We start from the raw sequence: 20,538 nt of genomic DNA, 5'->3' as shown, positions 1-20,538 counted from the left end.
CAACGGGAACTGTCTCTCAAGCAGTTTTCAAACCACTTTTGGGTTTTAAAAACTTTTCCTGATCCTAGAATATTTTTGAATGGCTATCGTTATCTTCTAAACAACAACTTGCGCTTCTCCAAACTTGGCCCCTGCTCCGCTGCTGCCGAAATTCCGGGAGAGAGATGATATGATGTCAAAGAAAGCAAAAAAAGGGTCGCAACCCTTTTTTCAACATAAAAAGACGCTTGAAATTGTAAGCTACAAATTAAAATTGGATAATTCCAGATTCGGTGTTACGCCAAAGGGCTTGACTAAATCGTTCAATTGAGAAGGCTTTTTTCAAAATTCGGGAACATAAATAAAGGCTCGCCTTCGCTATTGCAAAAACTTATCGGGATCACCGTAACCTCGTTAAATCTCCCGAATGAAATTTTCGATACGTTCCATACCGGTCCTCGCTTTATAAATTTTCCCAACGGGAGCTGATGAACAAAGTGTAAATGCGTTTCCAGACAATTTTCAGCATCATGTATACCGGAATGACTACCAGCATCCCGATAATGCCAAACCAATTTCCGCTTCCCAAAACAAGAAGGATCGTCGTCACCGGATGGATGTCCAGTTTTTTTCCGAAAACATACGGTGAGATCACATTATCCTGAATTTGCTGCGCCACTAAAATTATTACCAGTGCCCAAATACCGATAGATGGAGACTCGATTAAACCAATAATAACAATCGGAACAGATGAAATAATAGCGCCAAACATGGGGATAAAGTTGAGGATAACCGCAATCAAAGTCAATAATAGGGCGTAAGGAAGTCCTATTATAATGAACCCGATAAACATAAGAATTCCTAATGCTAAATTGACAATGACCCTCCCGATAATATAATCATTTAATCCTTTGTCCATATCTCTGGTTACGCGATACACGGTTCTCCGGTATCGAACAGGAAAAAGTTTGGCTAGACCCCGCTTGAAGCGATGGCCCTCCTTCAGCATGTAATAAAGCAAAATCGGAAAAGTAAACAAAACGATAGCGAATTGGGACAGAAAAGAAATAAAGCTGGATAAATAATTGCTTAGAAAGGCGATTCCTTTGCTTAAATAATCAGTCAGATTAGCAAGCAAGTTCGAATCAGACGGAAGGATCTTCGAGAGAAATGAATCCTCTCCCAGATTTTTAATTTGGACATCAAGCTTAACCAGAAAGTTCGGAATGTTTTGCACTAAATTAAACAACTGATCGCGAAGGAGCGGCCAGACCCCTGCAATAAATCCAATAGCCAATATCACCAAGACAACATAAAGTATTAGGATCGCTATAGACCGTTTGATTTTATATCTTTCCATGTAAGCAACTACTGGCCGAAGCAAATAATAAAAGAAGCCCGCAAGCAGCAAAGGGATTAAGATCGCACCCATGACTGCTTGCATCGGCAAGAAAAAGGGTTTTACAAGAGAAAATAAATAAACGATGGCCAGTATAATCAGAACAAACTTCCCACCGCGTGTCCATTTATCAAGCAAGCTCATCTGCATTCACACCTACCTTCAAAATTTGTACATGCCAAATATTATAATATAAACTTTACTGCTTATAAAGGTTGGCTGCTCCATGAGTTGTCCTACTTACAACACGAAACGATGTCCCTTGCCCCTTTAACCGACATGGAAAAGTAACCCGTCTCGCTTGGTGAGACGGGTTTTGATTCCGGCTCTCCCGTCCTTTTCGCTATTGAACCCTCCAGACCTACATCCAAACAATCCCGGCGATATTTCCCCTCCCCCAGCTTCATGTCGATAAAATCGACGACCTGTTGCAGCGAGGCGATTGGGCTGATTGTTTTTTGTGCATTCTACATCTTGGAGCTTACTCCAAGATATAGAATGTGCGCTATCAGAGAAATTTCACGTAATCAGGAGGAGATGCACAATGAAGAAGAACCCGCATGAACATATCGCATTGTTTATAGGCGCAAGCGCCGGGATCAGGAATTGACCCGGAAATTGGACTGGCAGGTGATCACTTTGAACCATTCCGACTTTCCGGAGAACGATATGAGCATCATAAATGCGATCAAGGACGGCATCATGATCCGGAGTGCAGACCAGGCGCGGTATGTATTGAAAAGATTTCAAGCGATTTATGAACAGGAATTTTTACGGGGAAATTTTCAGCTCACCAGGAAATCACTAACCTAAAAGCTGCGTTAATAAACCTTTTTCAACAGTTCGACCATCTCTTCCAAGGTGAGCCCGAAGGACTTGTAATAGGACACCTCGCCAGCCAATTGTTTCGTAACCATTTCGTTACGTATTCGCAGCATCTCGCCGGGCGGGAAATCGGCCACAAAGCAACCTTCTCCCGGTACCGAATGGATCAAACCGCCCCGGATCGTCGTTGTTTTACCTGCACCGTTGACACCGATAAAACCCATGATATATGTTCCCTTAGAAAGCTGGTAATTGAAGGATAAATCGTGTCGATATTGTATTGATCCCGCACCACTAGCGGTTCAAGATCTAACAAGAACCCTGCTGCTGACAACCGATTATATTCATAAATACTTAGCTGAAGAACATCCAGTTGTTCTTGTTCGATAGACTGTTGGAGAGCTTGCACATAGTTCGAAGCAGTCTTCTCAAGTTTCATACTTTTGGGTCTAACAAGCTCAATCTCAATCGAATCGTTCTGGGCATGGAACATGTCACCGTATGTATCATTAAAGTATCTTTTTTCATTGTCGCGATTCATCACCTTCAACTTTAAAGCGTCAGGCGCCGTCAAGCTTGTACAACCTGCCAGTCCAATCACAAGTGAACCTATAAGCAGCAAAGATATTAAATTGAACTTGCGCAACGTAATCCCCCTTTTTTGAAAAACTGATTTCATTTCCCATAAGCTTTGAAGTATGTACACACGCGGAAGTGCGACGTTTGATAAATAATCAAGTGAAATAATTCACAATTATATACATTCCCACACCCTAGCACCTCTAATTTTTATATTAATCTATTATCGGATAAAATAACAGAATCTACTCGGTCCACGACATCGCCGGCTTCCGTGCCCAAAATAGCTAATAGCGTAATCTCATTTCTTCTTTTCGGTTTTAACGCTTTGGGCACGAAACAATCAATATCATATCGCATATAAACAAAAGCCACTCCTGAATAAAGAGTGGCTTTTGGATTTGTTATAAACCTTTCACGCTCGACAGAAAAGCTTCTTCCGGAAATACATCCCCCTAATGCTCCTTATATGTGTTACATTCACAAAGTAAAAAAACAGACTGATTCTCATCAATCTGCCCGTAGAAACTCTATTAAATCTTTGTACAAAATTACTTTTTCTTATAAAACTCATGATACAGCTTCATCAGCGCCCGTTTCTCTATTCGGGACACATAACTCCGGCTGATGCCGAGTTCCTTCGCGATTTCGCGCTGGGTCCGCTCTTCTCCCCCATGTTCCAGCCCGAATCGGCCTTTAATGACTTCCTGTTCCCGCTCATCCAGAATGTCGAGGTTCCGGTAAATCTTGCTCTTCTCCATTTTGAGCTGGACCCGGTCCACGACATCATCCGCTTCCGTTCCAAGAATATCTATTAGCGTAATCTCATTTCCTTCTTTGTCCGTTCCGATCGGATCATGCAGGGATACATCCTTTCGGGTTTTCTTTAGTGACCGTAAATGCATAAGTATTTCGTTCTCGATACAACGGGCCGCAAACGTGGCCAGCTTTGTGCCTTTGTTCGGTCGGAAGCTCTCAATCGCCTTGATGAGTCCTATCGTTCCGATGGAGATGAGGTCCTCCAAATCCTCGCCGGTGTTGTCGAATTTTTTTACTATATGCGCCACCAATCGTAAATTATGCTCGATGAGCAAATTGCGGGACACCGCGTCGCCTTCGGCCATCCGTTGCAGATGCCTCGTTTCCTCTTCTTCCGTCAAAGGCTGGGGAAACGCATTATTTTTTACGTAAGACACAAGCAACGTCAGCTGTTTGATGAACAAAGCTATGGCAGTAATCAATCCGGGCAAAGAAGACACCTCCTGCTGAATCACAATAGAGCAACCTTTAACCATTCCTTCCGGGTCACTTCAATTGTATGTGGGTAAGCGCCTATCTGTGCCTGTACGGGAGAAAAGAAAAAGGATAGCACAGAATGCTGTCCCAATAGAATATAGTGCCGAATTTGTTGAATTACCCCTTGCTCTTCACTATCCATACTCTGTAAAAAACGGTCCAGCATGTCTTCTTCCTTACTGCATAGGCTTTTCTCTTCTGCTGCAAACCAGTGTCGGGCTACTTCCAAGGCCGAAGTGCTTTTGTTCCACATTCACCTCGACCTTCCATGGAGCCAATGCGCATACGACCATCCACTCGGGGGGATCAGATTGAACTCCAATTCGCAGCCAGGCAAGTACGGCTTTCCATATTCGTCTGAGCGGATTACGAGTCGCTATCCGGTGATGATAATTCACTCAGCAAATCTTGCTTCAATCTCTCGATAAACTGCAGTTGTATTTCACATTGGTCATAAATGTTCTCAAAAATCATGAGCACATTCTTTGGGATTTCGGAATAAGCCTCCTTCTCCTTCTGACCGGCCTTCATTTCATCATAAATGTTGCGGATGGCCTGCTGCTGGACCTCTAAGGCTTGGATAATGTTTTCCTTGGGTGCTTCATCGATAAAAGTCAGGACGGTATATAGGGGGGTTGGAAAAACAACGGAAGTTTTCTTAAACGAATCGACCAGCATCCGGTCAAACTCATGCTTACCTTTGGACGTAACGGAATAGATCGCTTTCGAGCGGTTGCCGGTTTGCTCCAAGCTCTGCAAGCTCACCAATTCGTCCTTATCCAGTTTCCTCAAAGCATGATAAATGGACGCAGGCTGCACATAAGCCCATTTGTCTGTCTTTGCAGATTGCATTTTCTGTTGAATCTCATAACCAGACATCGGGCCGTATTTTAATAACAACCCAAGCACCATCACATTTGTCATAAATCTCTCTCCACTCAAAAGTAAATAATAAATACTAAAATTAGAATATTTCCATAATAGTATCGCTGTTTTCAGCATCTGTAAAGATCAGACAATCAAAAAAAGTGCGGTTACTCACTTTACATGCAGCAAACTGGTTGCTATAATTTAACAGAAATCAATACTAAAATTATAGTATTTACTTTTTACTATAATTGATGGAGGACCTCATATTACGAGAAATCATCCTTGGATTTTTAAGCTGGGCTGATTGTTTCGCAAATGTTGGAACAAACAGGAAACCGATCCCGAGCGATTTACAGCATCATCCCGAAAGCTGCTGTGTTGTTCAAACAGCTTCTGATCGAGGCATTCAGCAACTCTTCCGTTATTTTCCCGAGAACTTTTTACACCAGTTTGATTTTAATGGAGGAAGAGACAAGGACGATATCAACGCTGCCTTGGAGCAGCAGGAGTCTGCCATTCTTCAATTGAATGCAGATTAAAGTACTGTCAGGAGAACAAAAAGCAAAGGAGGGGAATCTCTGCAAATATTCAAACGATCTTCAGTCACATAATCGCTCATTGCCAGCTACAGGCCGGCTTAAAACTGAAGAATCAACTGCAATTGATGGATGCTTAATCTATATAACTTAATCATAAACAAGGAGGAAACTATGAACACGTATTCCAATTCCAAACAAAAAGCTGCTTTGCTCGTTGTTGGCCTGGCGATATTTCTGGATATGATGATTTACGGCATGATCGTTCCCATACTTCCGAAATACGCCAGCTCCCTGGGAGCATCCCAAACCGACATCGGCCTTCTCTTCGGAAGCTATGCAGCCGTATTGTTCATTGCAACCCCAATTTTCGGCTTCCTATCGGACCGTATCGGAAGACGCGGCCCTATGCTGTGGGGACTAATCGGCTTAGCTGCGGCAACCTTGTTGTTTGCATTCGCTGAATCTTTTTGGATGCTTATTGCGGCAAGATCCCTGCAGGGTCTCGCAGCAGCCGTCACCTGGACATCCGGTTTGGCTATCCTGGCGGATTTGTACTCTTCTGAGGAACGCGGGAAAGCTATGGGTCTGGCATTGTCGGGTCAGGCGGCAGGCATTCTTCTCGGTCCGACGATCGGCGGTTGGCTGTACGAACTGGGAGGTTACCAACTCCCGTTCCTGTTCGCAGCGGGATTGGCATTAGTCGACGGATTACTCCGTATTTTCTTGCTGCGGGATCTGCCGGAGAACAAAACGAGCAGCTTCCTTTCACCGTTCGGATTGTTACGCAACCGCAGCCTGCTGTTGATTACAGGAGTCGTTATTATAGGAGCAGCGGTACCCAGTGTGCTGGAACCAACCCTTCCCATTCATCTGCAACAAGAGTTCGGCGCAAAGCCGGGCATGATCGGTATGCTGTTTGCCATCCCGACGTTAGCCTATGGTCTTGCAACACCTGTGATCGGCAAGCTTTCCAGTAAAATCGGATACAAGCGTGCAATGCTTGTCGGATTGGTCGCGGTTGCCATCAGTCTACCGCTGGCTGCTCTGCCCAATTCCATGTGGATGCAAGCTGCATCCTTGGTTCTGCTCGGTGTGAGCATGGGCATGGTGCTCGCCCCTTGTCTTCCTGCCCTTGCGGAATTATCGGAAAATAGCGGATTGTCCTCCTATGGAATTACCTTTGCCATTTATAACACGGCCTATTCCATCGGCATGATGCTCGGTCCGGTATCCAGCGGCTTCTTAACCGAAGCCATCGGACTCAAGTATTCTTATCTCGCGGTAGGCTGCGTAGCCCTGTTGTATATGCTGCTCATTCTTCCAGCCATCCGCCGGGTTGATACCGTTAGATATAAGGGGTAGGAACCTGGCAGTGAAGAAGTTACATTAGGGCAAACATAAGCCTTGAGCTGCTGTAATGAACAACAACACGCCGAACGGCAATCGGACAACATGTCCCGGTTCTTCAACGAGATTATGTTGTTCATAAAGGTCGATTTGCCGGGAGGCGGACAAAATCACCGTCTTAAGCTAGTTGATTTTTCTCCGCTTAAGATTGGACCGAGCCTCCGGTTCCGGTCCCGGATTGCGCTATTCCCTTACTCGACTTCACCCCCTTCCTAATCATCGGTAACAAACAAAGCCGTCCCTCGCCCCGAAAGGCGATAGACGGCTTGTTCAATGAAGCGGATTAATTGACTACATGGGCCTGATGCCGAAGCTTCAGCACAAAAGTGCTGCCGATATCCGAACTGCTGTCCAGCTTTAACTCCCCACCCTGAGCACGGGCAAGTAAACGGCTGTAGGTCAATCCCAACCCCAAGCCGCGCACCTTGCGTTTTTTCGATTCCCCGCGATAAAAGCGTTCAAAAATTTGGCTTTGTTCTTCCGCCGCAATCCCGCTGCCGTTATCGCTGACGGCAATTTCAATATGGTTATCGCACGCCGTAAGCAGGATACCGATTTGCAGCGGGCGCTCACAAGTTGAAGCCTGAAGCGCGTTATTCAGCAGATTGACGATAATCTGCTGGATTCTGAGCGCATCCCCGCCGGTTAGCAGATCACCGTCTTCGGAATTCACGGTGACGGTGACTTCATCTTTCTCATGCGCCAGTTTCCATTGGTACACGATCTCCTCAACGAGCACCTTCACATCGAGGCGATCGCTCCGCATCTCCAAACTGCCCGAGGACATCGCGTTGTAATTGAGCAAATCGGCGACCATCCGTTCCATTCGTTCCGATTCTTTGAGCGCGATATCGAGAAACTCCTCTGCTTCCTCCGGGCTAACGACGTCCTCGCGTACAGCCAGCAACAGTCCCTTTATGGATGTGACCGGAGTTTTCAGTTCATGCGTAACGCCGGCTAGCGACAAGGCGCGCCATTCCTCCAGCTGCTTCAGCCGTAAGGCCATGTCTTTAAAGGAACCGACCAGTTCATTGATCTCCCGTTCCCGCGTCTTCACGTTCAACTCGACATCATACGAGCCCGCCGCAATTTGCCTGGCGCTGCGAGCCACGCTGCGAATCGGACGGGACAACTTCCGGGACAAGGAATACAGGGTGATCCAGCCGCACAGAATGAGCGTAAGCAGTAGCACCGCGATCAAGATAATTTCATTCGGACTGTAAGTAAGCGAGCGTTTGGATTGTAGCAGCGATACCTGACCCATCGGCTCACTGCCGCTCATAATCGGCGTTGTCACGGCGAGAAACCGGTGGTCCTTCGAGCGGGCAAGGTCATCCGTCAGTTTGTTTCGCATTTGCCCCTCACTGATCTCCGGCCGGGAAAAGATCAGATTTCCCTGTCTGTCGGTAATAATCAGACAGAGTTCGTTCTTGTCCAAATTGAAATAGACAAACCTGCTTTTCAACAGCTTATCAAATTCAGGCGGGATCACGATCTCTCCGCCAGGGGCAGCTACCCGCTCGGAAATTTCCTGCCCCAACAGGCCCGTCGTCTTCAACCGGTTATCCATCGCCGTTTCCCGGATCCAGTAGACGGCTGCCAGGGCGATGATGGCCAAACCGAGACATAAAATAATAAAATACCGGATCGTCCAGTATGACAAGATCGAGGTTTGTTTCTTATTTATTCTCTGATCCACAACTGATACCCCATTCCCCGTAGCGTACGGATTTCTCCTTCTTCGATCGGCCAATGGGACAGCGATTGCCTCAGCCGCTTGACGGACAAATCGACCGCACGGTCGCTGCCGTCGTAGTCGATTCCCCACACCTGTTCAATCAGCTGCTCCCGGGTAAACGTCCGGTTCGGCCATTCCGACAGAAACAACATCAAAGCCAACTCCCGGGGATTTAACGCGACCTCCGCCCCGTTCACCATAACCTGCTTGGCGGCAAGGTCGATGACCAAATTGCCGTAAATTCGCTTGCTCCCCCGGTCAATCCAGTGCGGCTGTCGGCGCAGTACGGCATTTACCCGCGCAACTACCTCTTCCGGAACGAAGGGCTTAATCATATAGTCATCGGCACCGCCATCGAGGCCCGCCAGCCGGTCGGCAATTCCGTCCCGCGCCGTCAGCATAATAACGGGGCAGGCGCTGGTTTTCCGAATCGTGGACAGCAGTGCCATCCCGTCGGTATCGGGCAGCATCAGGTCAAGCAGAACCAATTCCGGACCATTCACCTCGAATTGCTCCAATGCCGCTGCCCCGGTAGACGCCCTGAGGGGCAAAAATCCTGCCTTCTTAAGATAGGCGGCAAGGACGCGTGAGATCGCCTCTTCATCTTCTACAATAAGTACGGTTTTCACGGCATCCTCCTTTAAATCGCGTAATATTTGCGAATAACTTATTTTTGATATACGTAGATTCTCGTATTTAATCATTTAACATATCCTCGCATCCCCCGCAAGTATCTCAAAACCTTTTATCCACCTAAATTGGTATCCGGTGGAACTTTCACTCGGACATCTTCCCGACACATTAGGGTGTTAGATTAAAAAACAGATCAGGATAGGAGGAATAAATCCATGAACAAAAAAACTAGAAATTGGATTATTACAGGCGCTGCTGCAATTCTACTCGTCGGTGCGGGCGGCTATGCATTTCTAGATCATTATTTAGGCAATCAGGTACAAATAACAAAAGCTATTCCTGCAGGAAGCTCAACCGTTAACTCGGCGCCTGCCGATGCCGCGGCCAACGCGGCGGGCAACCAGGAAGGAGCGGTAGTAGATCCTGCTCAGTTGAATGGAGAATGGGTGACCGCCGCGGACTCGAAAGTTTATTTTTCGGTCACTACTTCCAGGGAGACCGTTAATTTTGAAAATACGGCGGTTAGCGGCAACTGGGTTATCGACCTGGAAGAACCCGCCAAGATGAAAGCTGACGGCAAGATTAACATGACCCAAGTAAGTTCCGGAAACGGCCAACGGGACGGGCATATCCAGCAAGCGGAATTCTTCAACGTAGCGGAATTCCCGGAAGCTTCCTTTACGGCATCCTCCTTCGAGGGGCTGCCTGCAAAATGGACGGAAGGTTCGATCTATGATCTCACCATGAACGGGACACTGACCGTCAAAGGGATCGATAAGGAAGTCTCGTTTGACGGGCAGGCGCTGTATCAGGAAGGTCAAGTTAGATTATCGGGTCTTACGAAAGTAACCTTCGCCGACTTCGGCATGGAAAATCCGCATTCGGTCGTACTCGAAACCGAAAATGACATTTCCGTCCAACTCGAGCTCGTGCTGGAGCGCTAAACCAAATAAATAAGGGCAATGCCAAGGTCAAAGACCTCGGCATTGCCCTTTATTTTTACTTGCTGCATACCCGAATAATTAGCTTACGCCTTAGCTCCGGCCGTTGTATGAGTAACCTGGTTACCCTCTTTTGCTTCCTGCGGAGCTGCATCTGTTGGGGCCGCTTCATTTGTCGTGCGGAGCGGAAGTTCCTTCAGGAAGAATACCAGAACGAATGCCACAACCAGTACGAGCGTAGCCGTCAGAAACACGACGGACAACGTATCGCCGAGCGCATCGCGAATTCCTGCGATCATTTGCGCGAACAAGGGCTGTACATCGGCAGGCAAGCTTGCCTGCGTTTGCTCGATCAGCGGCTTGTTCATCAGCGCTTGCGGATTGGCAAATGCCGTCAATTGCTTCGCCATCTCCGGATCTATTTGACTGAAGTCAGGAGCGTCTGCCGACGTCATCGCTGTCGTCAGGTTGGTCGTCAGGCTGTTTGACATAACCGTACCCATCACCGCGATACCGATCGTACCGCCGAGGTTACGGAACAATTGGGAAGAAGCCGTAACCACACCGAGTTCCTTATGCGGAACCGCATTTTGCGTAGCCAGCGAGAATACGGGCATCCCCAAACCAAGGCCCATACCGAACACGATCATGGCCAGAACCGCCATCCCGACGCTGTTCATAACTACCATCAACGCCATACCTACAATCATGATCGGTACACCGATCAAGGCATAGCGCTTGTACTTGCCTTTTTTTGCAATGAGTTGGCCTGTAATGGCACTCGTTACGACCATAAAAATAGACATTGGCATCGTAACATACCCGGAATAAGTAGGCGAAATGCCCATAACGCCCTGTACGAAGAAAGAGATATAGATCATGGCGCCCATCATGCCGAAGTTCATAATGAATCCGATGATATTTGAAATCGTAACGACGCCGTTTTTAAACAGATGCATCGGCAAAATCGGATTTTTGGTTTTCAATTCCACGAACACAAAAATGATAGCCGAAACTAAAGTAACCGCGAGAAGGCCCAAAATTTGTACCGAACCCCAGTCATATTGCGTACCGGCCCAAGAAAACGCGAGCAACAGCGGTACGATGGTCGTTGTCATGAACAACGAACCGAGATAGTCAATGCTTTCTCCACGCTTGCGATCCACTTTCGGGAACAAGGTAAGAATCATAATGAAGGCAACGATGCCGAGCGGCAGGAAAATCCAGAACAGCCAGTGCCAATCCAGATGGTCTACCAGATATCCGCCAAGCGTCGGGCCAAGTACGCTGGAAAAACCGAAGATCGCAGTCATGAAGCCCATCCATTTCCCGCGTTCACGCGGAGCGAACAAGTCCCCTACCGCCGTAAAGGCCGTGGATTGAATAATGCCGGCGCCGATCCCTTGGATACCCCGGTAAGTAATAAACTGAAATACGTCGTTGGAAGTCCCTGTAAGAAAGGCTCCAGCCATAAACAATAAAATACCGATCAATACAAACGGTTTTCGTCCGAACATATCGGACAGTTTCCCGACCAGCACGGTCGCAATCGTCGAAGTTAACAAATAAATGTTAATCGTCCATGTGTAATAATCCATGCCGTCCAGGATCGAAATAATCCGCGGCATCGCAGTACTCGTGATCGTCTGGTTAATTGCCGCAAAGAACATGGCCGCCATAATGGCGATCATAATCGTTACTTTGCGCTTTGATGATAAGTGTTCCATTTTCTCTCTCCACCTCTGTTTATCTGTTTATCTATGCTTATCTATCTTTCAATAGTGTCAAGCATGGCCGTAAAAATACGCTTCAGATGCATGATATCCTCATCATTCAGCGTATTGAAAATCGTTTGCGTCGATTCCTCGTGATTTTCCGTAATCGTCTGGATAATTTCTTGCCCTTTTTCCGTAATCGCAATGTAAACAACCCTGCGGTCCTTCTCGTCCCGATCCCTTGTAACATAGCCTTCCGTCAAAAGACGGTCCGTGAGGCCTGTGATGGCCGCCGAGGTTAACCCCAGCTTTTCTGCCAGATGCGAAACCTTTTGCTGTCCGGTCTTATTCAAAATATGAAGCATTTTGAACTGCGGAAAGCTTACGTTATATTCTCCTCCCCGTTTGTTCCACTCCTGCGAAATGGCTTTAATGAGAGTGCCGAACATCGTGGTTACTTCAAGCAGCGTTTCCCTTTGTACCAACTGGATTCCCTCCATATTTTCCTTCTTTTTTGTTTGCACCTCGCTTGCGTTGCTTATATTAAAATTTTAATTAAATAACTGAAATAATTATGACTTAATTATTAAAGCATTTACTAATATAATGGAATTGAATGAACTAGTCAAGTGAAATGGTCCGGGAATTTTTGCATCAAATAACAATGCCAAGTACAAATAAGCAAGAGGAATAGTCCTCTTGCTTGAATAGCTTGCTGATTTACTTGTTATGGAGGCTTCGAGCCGCCGGCTGTCGGCCGTCGGGGAACAATTAACTGTGTTTCCTCCAGTTAATTGTTCCGCATATTCCCAAAAATCAAAATTAGATGGAAAACCTCCATCTAATTAAACCTATCCGCCCACAAGTCCCTAACATTCGCAAAATTAACTGGAGGTTTTCCAGTTAACCCCAGCATTTTAGGCAAATCAGCAAAATTAGCTGGAGGTTTTCCAGTTATTATTTCCTTGCGCAAAAATGAAGTGGAGTTTAGTAATGTTAAGTGGTGCTGATATGAGCGCCCAGTAGAGCCAGCAGTTCACTGGTGTTCCTTAATGTGTTCCTTAATGTGTTCCTTAATGTGTTCCTTAATGTGTTCCTTAATATGCCTTAGCGTGCCTTAGTGTGCTTATTGCGCCTTAGTTAGTGTGCCCTAGTGTCCCCTAGTGTTCCTTAGTGTTGCCTTAGTGTGCCTAGTTTGCCTCAGTTTGCCTCAGTTTCCTCAGCTTCCTCAGTTTCCTCAGTTTGCCTCAGTTTCCCCAGTTTCCTCAGCTTTCTCAGTTTCCTCAGTTTGCCTTAGTGGATCCCTGTAAATCTCAGCCACACCCCATTACTCCTCTGTAACTTCCACTATGTTATACTGACCCAAATTATTGCACCCTTCATCCTCAACCTTTATAAGCATGCTTATAAAGCTGCTCGGCCAGGTCTTCAATCAAATCGCCGTAGGCCAATTTGTTGACCCAATGCCCGGGAATTGCCGCGAAGCCGTAGAAGGCTCCCGCCAACTGCCCATATACCGCCGCTGTCGTGTCTGCGTCTTCCCCAAGATTTACCGCCAGCAGAACGCCTTCCTCATAAGTGTTTGACTTATGGAAGGCCCATAAAGCCGCTTCCAGTGATTTAACGACATAGCCGGTACCGCGGATGAGCGGGGGTTCGCTATCTTTATACGACCCTCCGAGCACTTCCTCCACCTTCGGAGCTAATGTAGCAGCCCCCAAGAACTCCTTGATAGGCTTATCCGACAAAATGTCCTCCTTGCTCCATCCGTAAAGCGCGCCGAGAATGCAGGCGGCAAATCCCATGCAGGCATCGATGCATTCCGTCGCGGCATGCGTTGTTTTGGAACTTAGCCCCGCAAAGTGAATGGCACTCTCCGGCTTTGCTCCATAAAACATCGGAACGGGTGCGAGTCTCATGATGGAGCCGTTGCCTGCCGAATTAGGATCTTGCGATCCGGAGTAGCCTTCTCCCGTTCTTTCAAAATTCAAGATCGCCTCTCTGGTGGCGTTTCCGATATCAAAACATTCCCCGGTGGAGCTTAAATAGCCGTGCCGCATCCAGCTGTGATAGCGGGCCATCTGGGCTTTGGGATCGAATCCTTGCTTATTCAGCAAACTCTCCCCCAGGCAGAGCGCCATGGAAGTATCATCCGTCCATTGTCCGGCCCGGAGCTGAAACACGCCGCCGCCAACCATATCGGTCACGGGGGCAAAGGAACCCGGCGCCTGGAATTCGACGGTCGTCCCGATCGCGTCGCCTACCGCCAACCCGATCAGACATCCTTTGTAACGGTCAAGTGAAGATGCTGTCATTTTCTCACCTCATCCAATAGGTTTCGTAGTATAAGCCACTATAATATAATCATAGGAAGCAGGGTTTGGGCCAAAGCACAAACACAAAACAAAACAAAGTAGCAGAGAGCAAGGTAAAGTAACCAAACTATCCAAGCAAGCCAAGCAAAGGAGTGAAATTCATGTCCGCATCCGGTCTTAACCCCCGTTTTCGACATTATACCATCATGGGATTATCCCTTTTGATGATCATTATGGCCTGTAGCTTCACCCGTGAAAGCAACGCGGCTGCCGCCACGGACAGCAAGCCTCATCCGGAGGGCATAGAGGAGCCTGTCGTCATCAAGCAGAACAAACTGCCGAAAGGCTTTGTTTATCTGGATGAAGTCATTCCGACCGCCCAGTATGATATCCGGTATTATAGCGATAATAACTTTATCGGGCAGCAGATTAAAGGGTATGAAGCGCCGCTGGCTATCCTGACGTCCAAAGCGGCCAAAGCTCTGAAAAAAGCGAATGAGGAGTTGGACAAGCAAGGATACCGGCTCAAAATCATCGATGCCTATCGTCCGCAAAAAGCCGTAAACCACTTCATCTCCTGGTCCAAGAAAAGCGATGATATCCTGATGAAGGACCTGTTTTATCCGGACGTCGACAAAAAGAATCTGTTCAAGCTGGGTTACCTTTCCGGCAAATCCGGACATTCCCGGGGTAGCACGGTCGATCTGACTCTCGTCTATAAAAGAACCGGCGAAGAGGTCGATATGGGCAGCCGGGTGGACTTTCTAGGCGAAATTTCCAGCCATGGCACGAAGCTGATTACGAAAGAGCAGCGGAAAAACCGGTATATTCTAAAAACCGCCATGGTGAATCAAGGCTTCAAGCCTTATAGCAAGGAATGGTGGCACTATACGTTAAAAAATGAACCGTATCCCTCCACCTATTTTAACTTTGACATTGAGTAATCGGCTCGCTTAAAAAAGTTCTGATCCGGCCCGGACGGCCCCGTGATCTTCCGCATTCACGTAAAAGCCGGGCTGCGTATCAGTCAAGACTTCATATTCTTATTCACAGCTCCATCCATTCCGCTCGTCCTTCGACCTTCACGAGCGTTTTTCAGATTGTGCCTCGCTATAAACTCCACGATATTGCCCGCAGGATCTTGAAAATATACTGAGTGGGCATTCCATGAGTAAAACACACTTCATCCTCTTCGTCTTCCATCTAGAGCGTAACCCGGCTGCTCAGCCATATCCTCAATAATCTCTAGTCCCAAGACCTGGCCGTAAAATAATTTAAGTTGTTCCAGCGACCCTGTCTGCAAAAATGATGGGCGACCGGTGTCAAACCTTGGTTGAAGCGCTAATCAAAAGACCGGCAGTTGCACAGGCAACAACCGGTCTATTCTTTAACTATTCTATGGAATCGGCAATCCGGTCGCTTTGCGGAAATAACGCATCATAGGCTGGACAGGGCTCCCGGTCAAGAAACTGACGCAAGGGATCCGGCATTTCTTCGTATAAATGCTTGAGCGAAGATCCATTGTAGATATTGCCGATGATCACCGGGTGGCACAGCTCGGAAATGAGGATATCTCCGTTGCCGTGCAAATGAAGCTGCTTCTTCCCTTCAATACAATGGGGAAAATAGACGCCCGGCTGCTCCGCGAATCCAAGTTCATTCATAAAGCGGTCCATGCAAGTGAAATATAGGGCCATATCCTCTTTTTTTCGGGCGATCAGTCCGTTAACCGCGCTCTTTAAAGCTTCCCGCGCAGCGATCGATTTCCACCCGGTGTGATCCATCACAATGCTGTTCTGAATTTCATGAGTGCGGACGCCAAGCATATAGACATGGTCGCTTATTTCATCCATGTGGTACTCGGTTTCGTTGAATAGCAAGGTTTCCAGTACCGTATCCAACCCCGCTTCGGTACAAAGCGCGATATTTTCCCGGATTTTATGATACACGCTGGGATGAATCCGATAATAATCGCTAAACGATTCGGCGTTCACGAAATTAAAAGAAATATGGATATTCGTCAATCCGGCATCGGCCAACTGGCCAATACGTCCTTTATCCAGCAGACTGGCATTGGAATTTAATTGCGTATGAATGCCCCGTGACGAACAATAATTTACAACTTCCACGCAATCCCGGAATTTCAGGGTCACTTCTCCGCCGGATAGACGCACTCTTTTCAAACCCGGCAATTGTTCCAGCACTTCGATAATTTTCCCGGCACTAATGCTGTTTCCGTCATTTCGGTTATAGGCACAGCAATAGTCGCACCGAAAATTACAATTTGAGGTCACGCCTACTTCCAGCCCCTCAAGCTCATACGTTTCCGGTCTTTCCAGTTCCAAAGCCTTATAGGTCATTCCGTCCGATCCTCCTGTTTTTTCGCCCTTACGCGGGGCGTTTCAACACTAGCGATTATAAGGGCAGACGCGGGATAAAAATATGAGGAAAGCCTCTTTTTTGCCTAAAACTTGATCTGAATCAAGGTTTGAAGCAGGATTCACTGATAGAATAAAACCAAGGAGGGATTCACAATGGAAAAAAAATCGCTTGGCACACTCCAGGATTATCAAGAAGATAAATTTACGAAGCGCATTGCCTTTCAAAAAGGGGAAAGCGTGGTGTTCGTTTTGAATTTCATGCCGGGACAAAAATTACCGTCTCATCGCCATCCCGGCACCGATGTGTACATTCTGGCTCTGGAGGGAAGCGGAACGGTTACGGTTGACGGAACCGAGTCTGGACTTGCCAAAGGGGAGATCGTCCATCTTCATGGTGACGAAGAATTCTCCTACGCCAATGATGGAGACACCCCCGCCTCTTTATATGTCATCCTGACGAAGGTACCCGAACCCCGCTACGCTGAAAATATTTAATTGAACGAAGCCGAAAATAGAAGCAGCCTTATGCCGCATACAACGGAATAAGGCTGTTTCTTTTTCTGGTTTGTAAGCCCCTAATTACGATTTATAACTTCAAACGGTAGATTGCTTTGTTCTCCAGCCCTCGGATAAAAGGCGTCCAATCCTCCGTATCCGGCGTCGTATTCAAGGCGTCTTCCACCATTTGCAGCTTGGCGTCCATGGCATCGATGAAATGGAGCGCCACGGCTTCCGCCATTTGCGGCTGAACCGGGCTCCCCCATTCGCCGAGGTTATGATGCGACAGCACCAGATGTTGCAGGCCCATCACCTTGGACGATTCAAGCTCGATGCCCAGCCGGACAGCCGCCTCCGTAATCCAGTTGGACGCCATCGAAATATGCCCGACCAGCTTGCCTTGCACGCTGTATTCGGACACGATGCCGAGTTGGGCCACCATCTCTTCCGGCTTGGCGATATCATGCAGGATGATGCCGGCTTTCAGTAAATCTTCGTTCAGAAACGGCCGCTGTTTGCAAATAAATTCGCCAAGCTCCAGCATCCGGACCGTATGATAGGCGAGCCCGCCGAAGTAAGCATGATGATGGCTTTTTGCCGCCGGAGCCTGCTCCAGTTTCTCCTCCACTTTGCCGACGCAAAAACTGACGATGTCCCGGATCTCCTGATCGGCGATTCCGGCAATCACCTGCTTTATAGTATGAATGAGTTCCACCGATGAGATCGGAGCGGATCGAATAAAATCCGTCAATTTCACGCCGTCCTCCGGCTTTGCAGGACGGATTTGCCCAATTTTCACCTGTAATCTGTCACGGTAAGTTTGCACGAGCCCCTTCACCTTAACGAGACCCATCGGAAAAAAAGCCTCCTTATCGACAGCAGAGGCGTCCCACAGTTTTGCGGGCAGCTCCCCGGTCGCATCGGAAAGCACGATATCGAGATAATCCTTCGGCGGCGTACTGTTGGTCTGTTTAACTTCTACCTCCTTGAGCAGGTAAAAGCCTACAAATTCATCCTGATTCCCCAGTTGTCTAATCAATGTCACGCTAGATTCCCCCACAAAAGTAATAGTTTCATTATACTACGGGATTCGGTACAAAGATCATCGTTCGACAATAATTGTCAAAAACAAAAATCCCCCCCGGGTCACTTAGCAACCGGGGGGGGATTTCGTTACGGCAGGGGAATTTTATCTGCCTGCGGCTTCAAGGGCCACTTTTATAGCATCGACCACTTTGCCCGACAAGGTTTTGATCGAGTCGGTATCACCAAATGCAGCCGGACGGTATGCGTACTTATGCATGGCTCCGGTCGTCGGAGTTTCAATCTCTTGCTTCACGGCCAGTTCGTCCGCCGACAACTTGTCGGCAGCCTTGATCTTGCCGTTCGCATCCAGATAGAATACTTCCATCTTGAACGGTACATTTTTCTCTACGGTAACCATGACATAAGCTGATTTGTCGGCATTGGCACCGGCAAAAATACCGTTGGCATAGGCCGTTTTATACGATTCGGCGATTTCGGCTTTCTTGAATGCACGGTCCACTGCCGATTTAAACGCATCGCTGCTGCTCGTAGCGCCGGATACGGCATCCACATCCGCAGCTTTTTCACGGGTTACGGCTTGAAGATAGCTGGTCTTCAGAATCGGGATCGCTCTTACCACATCCGCATAAGCCGATGCCCCTCTGTCTTGAAGATCGACACCGACACGGAACAAGTCAATGCCGACAATGTTTCCGTTGCGCAGCGTAACGTCCGCCCGGTTGGTTCCTTTGTCGTAAGCATCGCCATAAGCGGTAAACTTACCGTCTTTATAGCTGCCTTGCACGGTGGACGCATTAAGCAGTGCATCCGCAAAAGCGGCTTTAGCTGCCGACGAAACAACTTCCTGACCTGGGATCAGAGCCAGACTCGTGCCCTTTTTAACCAGACCATCACTCAAAGAAGCAATCAGCGCCTTTTGGCCTTCGGTCAGATTTTCCACTTTAATCAGCTTGCCGTCTTTATCGAACAGATGAATTGTAACTTTGGTTACTTTGTAGGCTTGGAAATCAGCCAAAACGAGAGCCTGCGAGCGGTTGTCTACCCCGGCAAAAGTACCTTCAAAATAGGTTTTGCCTACAGGTATTTTCAACGCTTTTTCAAAAGCTCTTTCTACAGCTTCGTTCCAGCTATGGCTGCTTTCCGTTGCTCCGGAAATGGCATCCGTATCGCTATAGTTCTCGATATACGAACCGTTGGCAAGCAGTTTTGCAATCATCGGGGCATTGGCTTTTACGACATCTTCATAAGCGGTTTCGCCGCGATCGATCAGGTTGGCCCCCAATCTGTACAGCTTCACGTCAACCAGCTTCCCGTTGCGGATATATACGTCGGCACGTTCAACGCCTTTATCCCGGGCAGCGCCATAAGCGGAGTAGAAACCGTCAACATATTTCGAGTCATTGTTGATCTTCGCATTTTGCTCGGCATCCCAGAACGCGTTAACCGCAGCTTTAAAGTCAGCTTCCAGACCTTTAACGGCAACGGCTTTCGTTCCCCGGTACAGCAATTCATTAGCAATCGTGTACACCGTTTTTGCTTGTTCAAGAGTCATTGCGGTTTCGTCAATGGCTTCTCCTTTTTCATTCATAGGGTACACCTTCACGCCTACCAGTTTAGTTTTGTCGTAGTTGGCAAACACCATATATTTACCTTCCGGGTCCACACCCATATGTTCGCCTTCAAAATAAACCTCGCCTGCCGGCTTCTCTGCCAGCGCTCTTACGAACGCCCGGTCCACCGCCAGCTTCCAGCCGTTGCCGGAACGGGTGGCTCCGGAAACGACGTCAACATCGGCGGCTTGTTCCCGTGTTTTGCCGCGCAGACTGTTTTCCATAGGCTCATAAGCCTGCCACAGCCCGTTGTAATTGTTCCGCACATCCCGATCGATCAGTTTCGTGCTGGTTCTCAAAAGCTCTACGTCAGCAACCTTACCGTCCCTGATCGTAACCTTAGCGCCCTCTGTTCCCTTCGAATAGGCAGTTCCGTAAGTAACGTATACCCCGTCTTGATAAGGATTTTGAGGTTTTTCAGCAACTACTGGAGTTTTTGACGTAGTCTTGACTGTTTCTTTCACGGCTGGAACAGTCGTCTTCGTGGTAGCCGGCTTAGTTGTCGCTGGTTTTGTTGCTGGTTTTGTTGCCGGTTTTGTTGCCGGTTTTGTTTCCTGTTTCGTTGTCGTCTTGGCAGGCGTCGATTCTTTCGCCGGCGTTTTCGTTGTCGACTCCGCTTCCGAGGCGGCGGATACGACGTCGATGTTGGAAATCTTCAGCGGCGATAAATCGACCGTTAATGCCAGCGAAGATAACACCATCGTTGCACACACTGTTAAGGAAACAAGCTTTTTCAAATGCAATCCTCTCCTTTAATTAAAATCAG

The 20,538-nt window shown here is 47.7% G+C and carries 19 protein-coding genes; 5 read left to right on the top strand and 14 right to left on the bottom strand.

The features are described 5' to 3' along the window. Nucleotides 1-442: 442 nt before the first annotated feature. Nucleotides 443-1,522: an AI-2E family transporter gene (locus DFP94_RS00535; protein WP_181872981.1), complete on the bottom strand. Its 1,080-nt coding sequence runs from the start codon at nucleotides 1,520-1,522 to the stop codon at nucleotides 443-445. A 462-nt stretch (nucleotides 1,523-1,984) separates the two neighbouring features. On the opposite strand from DFP94_RS00535, the gene DFP94_RS00530 reads away from it, so the two are divergent. Beyond that, on the top strand, nucleotides 1,985-2,191 hold the full coding sequence (locus DFP94_RS00530) for a hypothetical protein (RefSeq protein WP_147273823.1): 207 nt from the start codon (nucleotides 1,985-1,987) through the stop codon (nucleotides 2,189-2,191). Nucleotides 2,192-2,199: 8 nt separating this feature from the next. On the opposite strand, the gene DFP94_RS00525 is transcribed toward DFP94_RS00530, so the two are convergent. The 5 genes from DFP94_RS00525 to DFP94_RS00510 form a co-directional block, all read right to left on the bottom strand. Beyond that, a complete protein-coding gene (locus DFP94_RS00525) occupies nucleotides 2,200-2,427 on the bottom strand; it encodes an ATP-binding cassette domain-containing protein (protein WP_181872980.1) in 228 nt (75 codons plus the stop codon). Then, nucleotides 2,370-2,849: a type 2 periplasmic-binding domain-containing protein gene (locus DFP94_RS25250; RefSeq protein WP_147273822.1), complete on the bottom strand. Its 480-nt coding sequence runs from the start codon at nucleotides 2,847-2,849 to the stop codon at nucleotides 2,370-2,372. Before DFP94_RS25250 ends, DFP94_RS00525 begins: the two co-directional genes overlap by 58 nt. Before the next feature lie 484 nt (nucleotides 2,850-3,333). Next, entirely contained in the window at nucleotides 3,334-4,032 is a 699-nt protein-coding gene (sigK, locus tag DFP94_RS00520) for an RNA polymerase sporulation sigma factor SigK (protein WP_114494504.1), read from the bottom strand. A gap of 20 nt (nucleotides 4,033-4,052) precedes the next feature. Beyond that, nucleotides 4,053-4,331, bottom strand: coding sequence for a hypothetical protein (locus tag DFP94_RS00515; RefSeq protein WP_114494503.1), 279 nt, complete (start codon nucleotides 4,329-4,331; stop codon nucleotides 4,053-4,055). 113 nt (nucleotides 4,332-4,444) lie between these two features. Further along, nucleotides 4,445-5,002: a PadR family transcriptional regulator gene (locus DFP94_RS00510; protein WP_114494502.1), complete on the bottom strand. Its 558-nt coding sequence runs from the start codon at nucleotides 5,000-5,002 to the stop codon at nucleotides 4,445-4,447. 656 nt (nucleotides 5,003-5,658) lie between these two features. Between DFP94_RS00510 and DFP94_RS00505 the strand changes: the two genes are divergently transcribed. Then, nucleotides 5,659-6,849 (top strand): MFS transporter, encoded by a 1,191-nt coding sequence (locus tag DFP94_RS00505; protein ID WP_114494501.1) that lies wholly within the window; start codon nucleotides 5,659-5,661, stop codon nucleotides 6,847-6,849. A gap of 328 nt (nucleotides 6,850-7,177) precedes the next feature. Here DFP94_RS00505 and DFP94_RS00500 read toward each other — a convergent pair whose 3' ends face one another. Both DFP94_RS00500 and DFP94_RS00495 read right to left on the bottom strand, forming a co-directional pair. Further along, nucleotides 7,178-8,593, bottom strand: a complete 1,416-nt coding sequence (locus DFP94_RS00500) for a HAMP domain-containing sensor histidine kinase (protein ID WP_245954402.1) — start codon at nucleotides 8,591-8,593, stop codon at nucleotides 7,178-7,180. Next, complete coding sequence (locus DFP94_RS00495; protein WP_114494500.1) at nucleotides 8,578-9,261, bottom strand: response regulator transcription factor; 684 nt, start codon at nucleotides 9,259-9,261, stop codon at nucleotides 8,578-8,580. Before DFP94_RS00495 ends, DFP94_RS00500 begins: the two co-directional genes overlap by 16 nt. Before the next feature lie 219 nt (nucleotides 9,262-9,480). Here DFP94_RS00495 and DFP94_RS00490 point away from each other — a divergent pair, with 219 nt between their 5' ends. Further along, on the top strand, nucleotides 9,481-10,209 hold the full coding sequence (locus tag DFP94_RS00490; RefSeq protein WP_114494499.1) for a YceI family protein: 729 nt from the start codon (nucleotides 9,481-9,483) through the stop codon (nucleotides 10,207-10,209). Nucleotides 10,210-10,292: 83 nt separating this feature from the next. Here DFP94_RS00490 and DFP94_RS00485 read toward each other — a convergent pair whose 3' ends face one another. The 3 genes from DFP94_RS00485 to DFP94_RS00475 form a co-directional block, all read right to left on the bottom strand. Continuing rightward, entirely contained in the window at nucleotides 10,293-11,933 is a 1,641-nt protein-coding gene (locus DFP94_RS00485) for a DHA2 family efflux MFS transporter permease subunit (protein WP_114494498.1), read from the bottom strand. Nucleotides 11,934-11,974: 41 nt separating this feature from the next. Beyond that, the gene (locus DFP94_RS00480) at nucleotides 11,975-12,406 is read right to left on the bottom strand and encodes a MarR family winged helix-turn-helix transcriptional regulator (protein WP_114495714.1); all 432 of its coding nucleotides are present in this window, start codon (nucleotides 12,404-12,406) and stop codon (nucleotides 11,975-11,977) included. A gap of 900 nt (nucleotides 12,407-13,306) precedes the next feature. Next, complete coding sequence (locus DFP94_RS00475; RefSeq protein ID WP_114494497.1) at nucleotides 13,307-14,236, bottom strand: ADP-ribosylglycohydrolase family protein; 930 nt, start codon at nucleotides 14,234-14,236, stop codon at nucleotides 13,307-13,309. A gap of 161 nt (nucleotides 14,237-14,397) precedes the next feature. Here DFP94_RS00475 and DFP94_RS00470 point away from each other — a divergent pair, with 161 nt between their 5' ends. Then, nucleotides 14,398-15,180, top strand: a complete 783-nt coding sequence (locus DFP94_RS00470) for a M15 family metallopeptidase (protein WP_220270880.1) — start codon at nucleotides 14,398-14,400, stop codon at nucleotides 15,178-15,180. 447 nt (nucleotides 15,181-15,627) lie between these two features. On the opposite strand, the gene DFP94_RS00460 is transcribed toward DFP94_RS00470, so the two are convergent. Next, on the bottom strand, nucleotides 15,628-16,596 hold the full coding sequence (locus DFP94_RS00460; RefSeq protein ID WP_114494496.1) for a radical SAM protein: 969 nt from the start codon (nucleotides 16,594-16,596) through the stop codon (nucleotides 15,628-15,630). Nucleotides 16,597-16,770: 174 nt separating this feature from the next. On the opposite strand from DFP94_RS00460, the gene DFP94_RS00455 reads away from it, so the two are divergent. Beyond that, nucleotides 16,771-17,112: a cupin domain-containing protein gene (locus DFP94_RS00455; RefSeq protein WP_114494495.1), complete on the top strand. Its 342-nt coding sequence runs from the start codon at nucleotides 16,771-16,773 to the stop codon at nucleotides 17,110-17,112. Between the two features lie 91 nt (nucleotides 17,113-17,203). On the opposite strand, the gene DFP94_RS00450 is transcribed toward DFP94_RS00455, so the two are convergent. Further along, nucleotides 17,204-18,160: a 3'-5' exoribonuclease YhaM family protein gene (locus tag DFP94_RS00450; protein ID WP_114494494.1), complete on the bottom strand. Its 957-nt coding sequence runs from the start codon at nucleotides 18,158-18,160 to the stop codon at nucleotides 17,204-17,206. A 144-nt stretch (nucleotides 18,161-18,304) separates the two neighbouring features. Next, nucleotides 18,305-20,509 (bottom strand): FMN-binding protein, encoded by a 2,205-nt coding sequence (locus DFP94_RS00445; RefSeq protein ID WP_245954400.1) that lies wholly within the window; start codon nucleotides 20,507-20,509, stop codon nucleotides 18,305-18,307. Between the last annotated feature and the right edge of the window lie 29 nt (nucleotides 20,510-20,538).

It is taken from the genome of Fontibacillus phaseoli (assembly GCF_003337355.1).
GTDB classification, from domain to species: domain Bacteria; phylum Bacillota; class Bacilli; order Paenibacillales; family Paenibacillaceae; genus Fontibacillus; species Fontibacillus phaseoli.
This window is presented reverse-complemented; position numbering and strand designations above follow the sequence as displayed.